Annotated in this window: 12 protein-coding genes; 1 reads left to right on the top strand and 11 read right to left on the bottom strand. The window is 45.8% G+C overall.

Annotated features, from left to right (window positions below):
• The first annotated feature begins 81 nt into the window (after nt 1-81).
• The gene (locus ACXAD6_RS00940; RefSeq protein WP_160841535.1) at nt 82-657 is read left to right on the top strand and encodes an LURP-one-related family protein; all 576 of its coding nucleotides are present in this window, start codon (nt 82-84) and stop codon (nt 655-657) included.
• Between the two features lie 608 nt (nt 658-1265).
• Here the strand turns inward: ACXAD6_RS00940 and ACXAD6_RS00935 are convergent.
• The 11 genes from ACXAD6_RS00935 to ACXAD6_RS00885 form a co-directional block, all read right to left on the bottom strand.
• Nucleotides 1266-1613 (bottom strand): AbrB/MazE/SpoVT family DNA-binding domain-containing protein, encoded by a 348-nt coding sequence (locus ACXAD6_RS00935; RefSeq protein ID WP_474967227.1) that lies wholly within the window; start codon nt 1611-1613, stop codon nt 1266-1268.
• A gap of 292 nt (nt 1614-1905) precedes the next feature.
• Nucleotides 1906-2787 (bottom strand): multicopper oxidase family protein, encoded by an 882-nt coding sequence (locus ACXAD6_RS00930; RefSeq protein WP_474967226.1) that lies wholly within the window; start codon nt 2785-2787, stop codon nt 1906-1908.
• 89 nt (nt 2788-2876) lie between these two features.
• Nucleotides 2877-4190 carry an APC family permease gene (locus tag ACXAD6_RS00925; protein WP_474967225.1) on the bottom strand — a complete coding sequence of 438 codons (1314 nt, stop codon included), beginning with the start codon at nt 4188-4190 and terminating at the stop codon, nt 2877-2879.
• Nucleotides 4191-4341: 151 nt separating this feature from the next.
• Nucleotides 4342-5007 (bottom strand): response regulator transcription factor, encoded by a 666-nt coding sequence (locus ACXAD6_RS00920; protein WP_474967224.1) that lies wholly within the window; start codon nt 5005-5007, stop codon nt 4342-4344.
• Nucleotides 4982-6379: a sensor histidine kinase gene (locus tag ACXAD6_RS00915; protein ID WP_474967223.1), complete on the bottom strand. Its 1398-nt coding sequence runs from the start codon at nt 6377-6379 to the stop codon at nt 4982-4984. Before ACXAD6_RS00915 ends, ACXAD6_RS00920 begins: the two co-directional genes overlap by 26 nt.
• Nucleotides 6380-6394: 15 nt before the next feature.
• Nucleotides 6395-7105 carry a cytochrome c biogenesis CcdA family protein gene (locus tag ACXAD6_RS00910; RefSeq protein WP_474967222.1) on the bottom strand — a complete coding sequence of 237 codons (711 nt, stop codon included), beginning with the start codon at nt 7103-7105 and terminating at the stop codon, nt 6395-6397.
• Nucleotides 7106-7453, bottom strand: coding sequence for a redoxin domain-containing protein (locus tag ACXAD6_RS00905; protein WP_474967221.1), 348 nt, complete (start codon nt 7451-7453; stop codon nt 7106-7108). It lies immediately after the preceding gene.
• 64 nt (nt 7454-7517) lie between these two features.
• Nucleotides 7518-8471, bottom strand: coding sequence for a F510_1955 family glycosylhydrolase (locus tag ACXAD6_RS00900; protein ID WP_474967220.1), 954 nt, complete (start codon nt 8469-8471; stop codon nt 7518-7520).
• Nucleotides 8472-8560: 89 nt separating this feature from the next.
• Nucleotides 8561-9295, bottom strand: coding sequence for an urease accessory protein UreH domain-containing protein (locus ACXAD6_RS00895; RefSeq protein ID WP_474967219.1), 735 nt, complete (start codon nt 9293-9295; stop codon nt 8561-8563).
• 201 nt (nt 9296-9496) lie between these two features.
• Nucleotides 9497-11524 (bottom strand): heavy metal translocating P-type ATPase, encoded by a 2028-nt coding sequence (locus tag ACXAD6_RS00890; RefSeq protein ID WP_474967218.1) that lies wholly within the window; start codon nt 11522-11524, stop codon nt 9497-9499.
• A 14-nt stretch (nt 11525-11538) separates the two neighbouring features.
• Nucleotides 11539-13032 carry a multicopper oxidase family protein gene (locus ACXAD6_RS00885; RefSeq protein WP_474967217.1) on the bottom strand — a complete coding sequence of 498 codons (1494 nt, stop codon included), beginning with the start codon at nt 13030-13032 and terminating at the stop codon, nt 11539-11541.
• Nucleotides 13033-13034 lie beyond the last annotated feature (2 nt).

The raw sequence follows: 13034 nt of genomic DNA, 5'->3' as shown, positions 1-13034 counted from the left end.
TACGCGCCTAACCACTTTGTAAAATGCGAAGTTAGTTCATTTAATTCTCTAGAATTTCATTCATATAAAGGAGACTCCTTGGTGGAAAACTACAGTGTACTTTATTTAAAACAAGAAAATAGATTTAGAAGCCAAAGCAAACATTATAGGCTTGCAAGTAACGAGAAGATTGTCGGTATAATTGAAGAAGACCTATCTAGTTCAAGAGACAAAATTAATATGCTACTAAAAAGCTTAAGTCTCTATGCTTTCACTGGGGTCAATTTAAATCTAATGACAAAGAAAAACAAACTTATTGGAGAATTAATAAAAACTAGAGGTTTTTCAAATACATATACGTATAAATCTTTTAATGAAGAAATCTACTCTATTGAAGCGAAAGCAGGGTTAAAGAACCCAAAAACATCCATCACTATCTATAAAGATCATGAAGAAATTATTAAAGGCACAGGAAACTTTAGTGGTTACAGTTTTGATTTTTTGGATAATAATGAAAAATTATTAATGAGAGTCAAAAAAACAACGATTCCATCAAGCCTTAAAAACTTTTTTGATTCTTTAGATGTATTTAAATTAGACATTAAAGACCCGTCCTCGGAATATTACAATCTATTTATAGCACTGGGACTTATTATAGACTTGAATTTCCATGAATAATTTAAGGCAAGATTAGTCTTTATCATTGAGTTGTGTTTATTTCAGAAAAGCCCCCAATTGTTGAAGACTCGAATTCAAGATACTTAAACCCTGGTGGTGCTTATGATTCTTCTAGGAACCTCTAGAACCGTTATCTAACTTCACACGTACCTTCATCTACTATGTTTAAAAACTCCCCCCTCCTATGACTCCTCAAATCACACTATGCTTTCTTAAGAGCGGAATTTAATCCTATCAGAGAATCCCTTTATGTTGGCATGATCATCACAGCTAACGAAAAGACCAAGTTCACCAATAAGAAGGCAGAACTACAAATCAATAAAATCAATTTCTTACTGCTTCTTTTCAATAAGAGCGCAAAAATCAAACTCATAAAAGCGTATATCAACGGAAGGCGCTTTACTCACCTCCCGCTCGATCTTTCTCTGTATCCCACTTGCTGGAGGTACCGCTTCAGTTCCTTATAAGCTTTCAGTTCGCCCGCCTGGTAGGGGTCTAAGCGTATGGTCTCAATCACATCTTCATACTTACCCTTGAGCTGTTTGTCTTTGACTTTTTTGAAGAAATTTTGGGCCGGGTTCTAGACCCTCAATTTCGCTTTGCCATGGCTATTCGTCCTCGTCAAACAGGTCAGACACAGATTCTACGTCCTCTGCGTTTTCCTGAGCGTCCTTGATCCATGCTTCGACCGCAGGGCGCATGTTGTTCTTCCGACGGTTGAATTCCTGGAGCAGTTCATCCCCTCCGTATCCTTCGTCGATCAGGTCTTTTAGAATACACTCCGAAAAGTCATCATTATTTTCTCGAACCGGGGTGATAACGATCTTATTTCCATCCAGCTCGATATTCGCTTCGGTCTCCATTTCGAGATAATCGTAATATCCTTTCGGGACGGTGATTTGACGTTTGTTGGAGATATCTATACGGCGCGATTTTTTTCTTGGTTCGTGGGCCATATCCCCATTCCTCCTTACCGTTGCTTTTATAAAATAATCAGGACCCTCCCTCTTTCACATATACACGCTTTCCTCAAAACGAATAAATAGTTCCTTTGTTTCTAAGATTCTTTGTGGTAATTATACTACGCATAGTTGATTATGCGAAAATTCAGTCCAGCTTGAAAAGATGTATGTAGAAGACGGTCAACTATGTATCAAGGCAAATACATAGAAAAATCGGTTCCTTTGTAACGTTCAGGAACCGACTTTCTACGTTCGTTTATAAAGCAGGGGAGGCTCCCCCTTTCTTTCACTTGTAATCAAGGGACATCATCATCCCCCCATGCCCCTCTGTCCCATTGTTCGCCATATGATGAGGAGTGTGGCAATGCAGAGGCCAGTTCCCTGGGTTATTGGTTTTGACTAGTACGTCAAATGTTTCCCCAGGAGACAAGGTGACACTATTTCTTTGCATTTTCATAGCTTCCGGCAGGGGGTTTCCATCCTGATTTTCGATTTCAAATTGGTGACCGTGAAGATGCATCGGATGAGGACTATGGCCAATACTTGCAAGACGAATCCTTACCGTATCCCCCTTTGTTGTTTCAAGAGAAGGAATATCAGGGAAGCATCTTCCGTTTATCGTAAAATAATTGAAAGCATGAGAGTGAGGGTCCACTTGAAAGCTTCCTTTTTCCACACTGCCATGCTCTACATCTTTCAACGCAAATTCTTGCAACAATAAAAAATAGTCATGATCGATTGGATCATTCTCTTCTTTGATGACCAATCCACCTGCAAGCCCCATCATTTGCTGTTTCATTGAATTATAATGAGTATGGTAAAGGTGAGTTCCGGGAGCGTTAATAATGGTGAACTGATAATCATAATAGTCCCCCGGCTCTATAGGAGGGGAAGGTTGCACACTGATTCCTCCATCCACTTTTTCAGGAATATCCAACCCATGCCAATGCACGCTCGTTGATTCCGGAAGATTGTTATATACACGGATGTTCACCTCATCCCCCGGGTTTAACACAAGGGTAGGGCCCGGTATGGAACCATTGTACCCCCATCCTTCTATGAACACTCCTTCTAAAATTTCCTGCTGTACGGGCTCTGCAATTAGTTCAAAATGTTTCCTCCCATTTTTCTTCACGCCAAAAAGTTGATTTTCCTCTCCTGTTGTCATTATGACTCTCCTCCCTTTCGAAGTATGTTTTGTAGTTCGTACAAAGCACCCTCAACCTCTTTTTCTACAATGAGCAAAGTTCATTTTATTCAATGGGAAGACTCTGCTTCTTTATTTCTCTTCAAAAACCAATGTTCCCCACCGAAAGTGGCTAAGATAAATAGAAGAGACACAATAACAATTAATAGATCAGACTGAATTTTCACGTAAACAAAGGCTCCAAGTACGATGGCATCCAGCAACAATGCCGTAACCACAATTGCTAGGTTTGCTCCGGTTTCTTTTTTGAGGTGTTTCCACACTCCCCAATGGACAATCATATCCATGACCAGGTATAGTATCGCACCTACCGATGCAATTCTGCTTAAATCAAACAACACGGCAAGAGCCATGGCCAGAACGACGGTATACACGAGCGTGTGCTTCTGAATACGTCCGGGCATTCCGAAATGACGATGCGGGATAAGACTCATATCTGTCAGCATCGCAAGCATTCGTGATACAGCAAAGACGCTGGCAATTATTCCTGATATAGTCGCAATGATCGCCAGTGCAACGGTGAACCATACCCCGTATTCTCCAAACGCAGGTCTCGCGGCTTCCGCGAGGGAATAATCCTTTGCTTCGATAATACGATCGATAGGAAGATTGGATGAAACGGCCCAGGCGATCATCAGGTAGACGAACAAGCTTATCGAAATGGAGGCGACAATCGCTCGTCCTACATTTTTCTTCGGGTTCTTGATTTCCGATCCACTGTTCGTGATAGTCGTAAATCCTTTGAATGACAAAATCGTAAGGGCGACCGCTGCAATAATCGAAGCAACCCCTGTATCTGCTGCGTTAGTTCTTGCATTACCGGCAGGGTCAAGTGTAAACCCAGCCACCCATAACCCACCTGTGGCAAACACAAGAAGACCAAGAATTTTCAACAAAGAGACAATAGATGTAAAGGTCTGAATGAACTCATTCCCGGATATATTTACTATAAAAGCGAATAGTAAAAGTCCCACCGCAAGTAAAGCTACTAACCATCCCGATGACTCACTTCCAAAAATCTGTAACGTATAGGTTCCGAACGTACGTGCCACGAGACTTTGGTTGATGACCATCGAAATCGCCATCAGCATGGCAGCTGAAGCAGTGATGGTCCCTTTTCCATATGCTTTCACGAGGAACATTCCAATGCCTCCGGCAGATGGGTATTGCTGACTCATCTTCACGTAGGAATAAGCACTAAACCCGGTGACCACCCCACCTATGATGAAAATAAGTGGAAACCATATTCCCGCCAGTTGCGCGACTTGACCAAGCAGGGCAAATATCCCTGCGCTGATCATAACGCCGGTACCAAGACCGACAGCACCAGTCAGTGTCAAGCTGTTCTTTCTATATTCACTCATCGCTCTTTCCTCCTTTTTGTCTGTAAAACAGTATCCCCGGAAATATGCAGAAAGTATGCATGATTGCTACCTATCAAACTTTTTTCTCACAAAAAAACCTCTATTTCACTGAACAATTTCAGTGAAATAGAGGTTTTGGCTCTATGTTCTACTACTTCATCCACTTATACCCCACGCCCCACACTGTTTTCAAATGGTCATCCACTGGAAATCCGGAGCGCCGGATCTTCTCCCGGATATTACGCACATGGGAATCAACGGTACGCCCCCCTGTATCGGATTCGAACCCCCACACAAGATCCAAAATATCATGGCGATCATACACATGGTTTGGTCGCTTCAAGAGAAGCCCAATCAATCGGAACTCCTTAGGGGTAAGTGCGATAGCATAGTCCTGATAGGATAACTCATACGTACTCTCATCCCATTGTAATCCATTGACTTCCATGGCAGAAGGAGCATTGCGGCGGAGGAGCGTTTCAACCCGTGCAAGAAGAATGTCTTCGTCGAATGGTTTCGTTACATAATCATCCGCTCCTGTCTTCAAGCCTTTGATCACGTCTTTTTTCTGGTCTTTCGCCGTCAGCATAAGGACAGGAACATCGCTGAACGTGCGAAGGCGCTGACACGTTTCAAAACCATCCATTTCCTTCATCATAATATCAAGGATGACAAGGTCAAAAGGGGTGGTCTTCACTACTTCCAGGGCCTTTGCTCCACTCCGCACCTTCGTTGTTTGATATCCATGAGGCAGCAAATACAATTCGATCAAATCGAGCATCCGTTGCTCATCATCCACGATGAGAATGTGTGTCATTAGCATCTTCCTCCGGCAGCGTTATAAGTATCGTCAATCCATTTTCATTTAATGCTTTCACTGTACCTCCGTGCATCTCGACAATTTCCTTCACGATGGCCAGACCTAGTCCTGAACCTCCCTGTTCCCGGGACCTCGCTTTATCTACCCGATATAAGCGTTCAAATAAATGAGGAAGAGACTCTTCTGGTACTCCCGGTCCCTGATCAGAAATATACAGCCTCACTCCTTGCTCCGTTGTCTCTCCTTCGACTTGAATAGCCGGAGGTTCCCCTCCATAAAGCAGCGCGTTTTGAATAATGTTAACCAGGACTTGCTTCATGCGGATTCGATCAGCAGTCACGTATAAATCATCCGGCATATGAATGGTCAGCTGTGCCTGCTTTTCCTCGATGAACGGTTCGACCTGGGTCGCCACTTCCTCGAGCAAAGAAGAGAGATGGGTTACAGATGGCTCGAGGACAAAAGCATTCTCTTCCATTTTGGCCAATTGGAAAAGCTGCCTTACCATCGAGGTTAACTGATCCGCTTCTTCCCGGATAATAGTGAGGTATTTTTCCCGTTCCGCCTCGGATATCCCCGGTCTGGAGGCTACATCCGCATACCCCTTCACATAAGTGAGAGGAGTTCTGAGTTCATGAGCCACGGAAGACAAAAAATCATTGCGTTCCTTCTTCAACCGCTCCAGATCTTCCGATAAACGATTAATAGAAAAAGCCAGAGTACCAAGTTCATCGTTATATCGCTCATCAAGTTCCATATCCGCCGTTCCCTCGCTCAATTTCTCCGTGACCCGCTGCATACGTATGAGAGGTCTGGTGATGATTTGAGAGAGTGCAAACACAAGCACAAGCGTAATAAATGTGATCATTCCCATGACTAGGAGGAATTGTTTCGACAATTGAGACAAAATATCCCGGATGGTCTCGGAAGGCGAAAACATATATACACTCCCTCTATATTCTCCATCAATCACAATAGGAGAAACCGTGGCTACATAAGGATTCTCTCTCCAATTGTCTTCGATAATTCTACTCCCGTTCTCCGGAGCAGCAGTAGTTTGTCTCACCACTTCCTCCTGAAAAGGCTTCCCTTCCGACGAACGATGGATGATATCTCCCTCTGTATTCGCAATAATCACATCGGTAGAAGCCTCCGCTTCCATGAGAGTGACGTGTCGAAGCGTGGAAGCGTCAAAATTATTTTCCAGAACATCCCTGTGTCCCGCTCCCCTTGCAAGAAGGCCATCCATCACTTCTGTGATCCGCTGAGTGGAAATCGACGTATAAAGAATAAAAAACAAAGATAGTTCAATCAAAAGCATCAGAATGAAAAACAGAAGTCCGAGTTTCACTGAAAGTTTCCGTCTCATAGCACCCCTCCGAATTTAAAAGCCGGTCCACCCGTTAAAGAATCGATACGTGAGAAAGGAAGTAAGATCCGACATCCAGCCGAAAAACAAGAATACTCCCATTAGAATCATCATATACCCTCCGAAGGTGACAATGCGATGATTATATTTCTTCAGCCATTCCATCTTCCCGATAAAGGAAGCCATCACAAAAAACGGAATAGAGAACCCAAGGACATAACTCACCATATAAAGAACCGCTTCATCGGGCGATGAAACCCCCAGAGCAATGACAGCAGCCAGGATAGGTCCTGTACACGGGGTCCATCCTGCAGCGAATGCCATCCCTACCGCACTTGATCCTATGTATCCCGGCGGCCGGTTCTTCAATGTCACCTGTCGTTGACGAAAAAAGAGTTTCGGCTTGAAAAAACCGATAACCACGAGTCCCAAAAGCACGATGAAAATAGCGCCAAGTTGACGTAATAGGTCATCATACTTCAAAAACCAACTTCCAATCCACGAGGTCGAAAAACCGATGGCGATGAAAATGATGGAAAATCCTATTAAAAAGAATAGCGTGTGAAGCATCGGTTGTTTTTGAAAAAAGGTTCGTTTCCCTTTCAGGTCGTCCACAGACATTCCTGTAATATAAGACAGAAAAGCAGGATAAAGAGGAAGGCAGCATGGAGAAATGAACGACAGAAAGCCTGCACCGAATGCAAGCACGATATTCACATCAGCCATCTAATCGCCCTCCCCTTCTGGCACGATACGTTCCATGTATCCGTTTATCTCCTGTTCCGTCATGCCTCCAGTAATTCTGTCCACGACGTATCCGTTCTCATCAATGAGGAAAGTGACAGGAATAGGACCGATGCCATACGTGTTCAGGAGAGCTTCTCCTTTATAGTCACTCAAGCGAACCGTTTCTCCTTCGAGGGTCTCTAATTCAAAATCCGGAGCTTTATCTCCAGCTTCGACAACCACAGATTCCCCGGAAATACTCTGATAAACAACAAAACCTGCGAGTCCAACGAATAAAAGAAGCACCGCTGATCGCATCCACAGACGTCTTTTCTTAGTTTTTGACATGTTGCTCCCCCCTTACTTAGCACTAGGATGTACGTAAAATAAAGACAAAAGCTGCGCGGAATCGTTACCCTGGCTCTCCCTCCGTGAGTATGCTTTTCCACGTTTCTCCCTCATCTTCCGTCATGTAGCTGCTTCCGTTCATCGTAAAAATCGTAAGTTCTTTCTTCTCCGGATGTACAGCTGAATACAGGACGGCGTCCTGCCCGAAATCAGGAAGGCGGATATCGGTGATCGTCTCCGACTCCAGGTCATAGGTTTGGTACGATGCTTCGTTTTGAAGCAGTCCAAAATATAGTTGATTACCTGTAAAAGTAAGACCGGACGCCTGCCCCGTTTTAGAAATCCTTTCGAACGTCTCTCCGGCATCGGTGCTCAGGAACACACCGGATTCCGCGGCAGCAGCTACCATCTCCTCATCGCTCGGGTGTACAGCTAATTGGAATAATTTTTCCGGAAGATTTTCAGCCGCCATCGCTTCAAAGGTGTCCCCTCCATCGAAACTCCGGTGGAATCCTGTATCGAGATTGTCATCCGGCTGGCTATTCAGGAGATAGATGGCTTCATTTTCATATCCGACACCCATAAGGTGAAAATCACTCTCTCCTGTAAATCCGAGAGATTCGAGTTCTTGCTTTTTCACTTTTCCTTTCTGAAGACCAAGAGGATTCGGCAAATCTGAAGATTCCCCCGGGTGACCGGACACATACATCCCTTCTTCTGTTGCGTTGAATCCCATATAATCATTTTTGTGGTGCGGACTCTCCATCCACCCGTTATCCTGGTACACTTTCAGACCGTCATGGGATGCAAATGTTATCCCTTCCACATCGGTATAGCCGATGCCATGAACATGCTCGATTGTACCTTCGAATTCCTCAAGCTGGACTTTCCCTTTCCCTGTGCTTCCTTGAGCTTCTTCTGTGTTGTCTCCCCCGGTCCCTTCCGTTTCTTCTCCACTGCAAGCCGCTAAGAATAGGGCCATCCCACTGAACGCAAGCGCTGTTTTTTTATGTTTCACTATCCATTCCTCCTACATTGAGCTTCTTCCACTCTGCCAGATAATTGTCGAGATTTTCTGCAGATATCCTTCCTAATTTCAGATTATCGTTACAACCAATACGTAATCGTATCCATGATACCAATCAGCAAAAGAAGTGCTCCGGCTATTTTTTGGATACGGCCACCTATTTTTCTTCCATTCTTCATCAATGACTTCTTATCGATACCGAACCAAGTAAATAGAAACAGAAAAAACAAAAGAGGCATGGAAGTACCTATCGCAAAAATCGGCGGTAGCGCTGCCCCATAAGAAGTTGTGAGCACCATGGGCATCAATGTCATGAAGAAGAGAACAAACATCGTCGGACAGAAGGCAAGCGTAATGCTAACGCCGAGAAGAAAACTTCCTGTTTTGCTGTTCCTTATAGACGGAAGGAGTTTGCTTCCGAGCGATAGCGTCCATTTCATAGAAAAGACTCCTATCATAAACAGTCCGATTCCAATAAGCATCGGGCCGATAGCTTTGCGGAGATAAGGAAACCATGAGGATAGTTCCCCCTGGACCTCCTTTCCAAATAGCCATACGGCCAGGCCAAGAACAGAGAAGACAAGCACCTTTCCAAGCATAAAATAAGTGACATGCCCCCACGGAACTTTATCCTTGAACGTCTGATTTCCATAAATGGTCATCGCCCCTACGTTCCCCGTCATTTGACACGGAGCCACGGCTCCGACAAGTCCCAGAAAAAAAGCTCCCAGTAATGGAACCCCTTCCTGTTGGGCTGCCAGTTCCATGAAAGGTTGACTAAAAAATCTGCTTACTTCATTAAACAATTGATACATACCTCTCCCCCCTATCTCTATTTGTTAGTGTACAAGGGAATTATGCAGATTTTGTGTATACGAGGTGGTGGGAGTCCGACTTTTGTAATTATGCGTCTCTTGGTTCTGGTCATCCTTTACAGTAACAGCTAATGTCTTTTCATTATGAGTGCCCATATACGCTGAGCTGGACAAAAAAAGAGAGAGGGATTCCCCTCTCTCTTACGAAGCCTTCAATAATTTAGCATTGACTGCAACAACTACAGTACTTAAACTCATCAGCACTGCTCCCACTGCCGGACTGAGCAGAATACCGATAGGTGCCAGAACACCAGCTGCGAGTGGGATGGCGAAGATGTTGTAGCCAGCCGCCCACCATAGGTTCTGCACCATTTTTTTGTACGTGTTCTCGGATAACTTCACCACGGAAACGATATCTTTCGGATCACTTTTCACGAGAACGATATCAGCCGTCTCGACCGCAACATCCGTTCCGCTCCCGATAGCGATTCCGACATCTGCAGTAGCAAGGGCAGGCGCATCATTGATTCCATCCCCGGTCATCCCCACCTTCAGTCCTTCTCCCTGCACTTTCTTCACCTGATCCGCCTTGTGATCCGGCATAACTTCTGCATATACTTCATCGATACCGATCTGTTTGGCCACCCAGTCGGCGACTTTCTTATTGTCACCGGTAAGCATGACAGATCGGATTCCTTGTGCTTTCAACTCCGCCACAGCTTCTTTGGCGGAGTCACGTATCATGTCAGCGAGGGCAATCATTCCGATGTATTCATCATTCACGAGTACGAATACCACCGTTTTCCCTTCCTCGGACATACGTCCGAAAGCTTCGGAATCATACGCGATGTCATTTTCTTTCATATAGCCAGGGCTCATGACCTGAACGTTCTTCTCATCCACATTGCCGCGCAGGCCACGTCCTGTGACTGATTCGAAATCTTCTACTTGACCAAGGGTTATCCCTCGTTCTTCCGCTTGTTCCAGGATCCCGTGTGCCAACGGGTGTTCGGACTTTTGTTCCAGGCTCGCTGCCCAATAAAGAACTTCCGTCTCCTCCACGTTTTCCGGGACAATATCCGTGACACCGAATTCTCCTTTGGTGAGGGTACCTGTTTTATCGAAGATGACGGCATCGACATTCCGCGCGTTCTCGAACTGGGTACGATTCCGGATAAGCAGCCCCTGCTTCGCAGATAAAGAGGTTGAGACAGCGACGACAAGCGGTGCTGCGAGCCCGAGTGCGTGAGGGCAGGTGATGACCATCACGGTAACCATCCGTTCCACCGCCATATCCACCGGATATCCGAGTGCAAGCCAAGTAATGAACGTAATGACACCAGCACTGAGAGCCAGGTAGAAAAGCCACTTCGCTGCACGGTTCGCAAAATCCTGCGCCCGTGATTTGGAATTCTGCGCTTTTTCGACGAGCGTGATGACTTGAGATAAGTAGGAATCTTCCCCGAGTTTCTTCACCTCAATCGTCAAGCTTCCTTCTTTGTTGATGGAACCTCCAATCACTTCTTCTTCCGTTCCTTTTTCTACAGGGACCGACTCGCCGGTCAGCATCGATTCGTCGATGGCAGATTTCCCTTCCGTGATTATTCCGTCCACCGGAATCTTTTCCCCGGGCTTCACGAGTACTTTATCCCCCGTTTGCAGATCATCCACTTTCACTTCTTCCGTCGATCCATCTTCGTTTACTTTATGTGCCTTATCCGGCATCAGTTTCACAAGCTCCTCAAGCGCATTGGATGCTCCCATCACCGAGCGCATTTCGATCCAGTGGCCGAGTAGCATGATGTCGATCAGCGTCGCCAGCTCCCAGAAGAAATTACGGCCTTCCCAGCCGAACACGACCAGGGAACTATATACATACGCAACGACGATGGCGAGACCAATCAGCATCATCATGCCTGGATTTTTGTTCTTCCCTTCGTCGATGGCTCCTGTAAGAAACGGCCATCCGCCGTAGAAGAATATGAGTGTCGCCAGACCGAAGAGGACGTATTTATCGAAAGGAAACGTAATACTGAATGCTAATAGATCCTGGATCATCGGTGACAATAGAAGAACCGGAAGAGTGATGATCAGGGAAATATAAAATCGCTTTTTGAAATCATCTACCATCGCTCCGTGGTCATGCCCCCCATGATCGTGGCCCTCGTGCCCGTCATGGTCGTGATGTTCCTGTTCTTCATGCTCATGATTATGGTGTTCATGTGCCATAGCTGCACTCCTTTCTATGGATTATTGACATCATTTAATTCGAACGGGGAGTAGACCCCTTGATAGTCGACAAACGTCACCATTCCTCTATCCGCATGGTTGTTGTCGTGACAATGGAACAGCCATTCTCCCTGGTTGTTCGCCTCAAAATAAATAGTGTAGGACTCCCCGGGCTTCACGTTGATCAGATCTTTGACGACGCCACCGCCAGACTCCGACTGGACCTGGAATCGGTGCCCATGAAGGTGCATCGGATGGTTGAGTCGTCCCTCATTCGTTATCTCCACTTTGACGACATCTCCTTCTTCCACCTGAATCGGAGGGGTATCCGGGAAAACTTCTTCATTGATCTGCCAGGTCATTCCTTCTCCCATATTCATGCCCATACTCAAATCCATGTCGTAGGAAACGTCCGCTTTCGGTACATCTTCAAAAAGCAGTTCTTCACTTGCATAAGATGTCCCTTTCACAGCTTCTGTATCCGTCTCCGGAGTAGAGGATATTGCCTGCTTCCCGCCCGGGGAAAGGACGGGGATTTTCATATCCGCTGCATGTTCCACGTCTGTGGTATGAGCGATCTGGTCTGCCCCCTCTCCTTTCGTGAATAAGATATCAATCCTTTCTCCGGAGGCAATTTCCAACACGTTTCGTTCAGAGGAACTTTCCACCTTTTCTGCATCTACCGCAAGCATTTCCATTGAACCCTCGGGAAAAACGAGGCGGTGCAGCTGATATCCCGCATTCACAAAACGCAGTCTCGCTGTTTCTCCCTCTTTCATCTCGAGGGGATCAATGGCCGATCCAGCTTTTCCATTGACGGTGAACGTGTCATACATCTGTTTCGTATCCGCTTCTCCGTCCCCGTTCATGGAGCCCATCATCATTCCGGCCATGTTCGTCCAGTTTTCCCGGTCCTGATTCACGGCCCATTCATCAAGAATGAACGTTTGATCCTCATCAACCGATGGACCGTCTCCTTCAACGACAAGAGGGCCATACAGACCTTTGTCTACCTGAAGAGAACTGTGCTGGTGGGAGTGATACCAATACGTCCCCGGGTTACCTGCCACAAATTCATACGTGAAGGACTCACCGGGTTCCACCGCGTCCTGTGTCACACCCGGGACTCCATCCATCCTGTTCTGAAGAACCACTCCGTGCCAGTGAATCGTCACCGGCACATCCAGCTCATTCGTCAATTCCACCCGGACGAAATCCCCTTTTTCTACTCGGATTGGCTCTCCTGGAACCGTTCCGTTGTACGTCCAGGCTTGGACAGACTCTTCTCCTTCTATCGTCCATGAGGTCTCTTCTGCCGTCAGATCAAATTCCTTCACCGGACGCTCGCCCGCTTCGACAGCCGGCAAATCCAAGATGCTCGTCCCATTTTCATCTGTATTGATTTCTCCATCTCCGGACTCCTGCATGAAAGGGGACTGGACAAATACCCATCCCCCGATTCCAAGCAGAAGAAGAATCATGATGGAACCTGTTATATACCGTTTCATAT

Source organism: Halobacillus sp. ABH2_015 (assembly GCF_056158945.1).
Note: the sequence above shows the minus strand (reverse complement) of the source record. Positions and strands in the feature narration are given on the sequence as shown.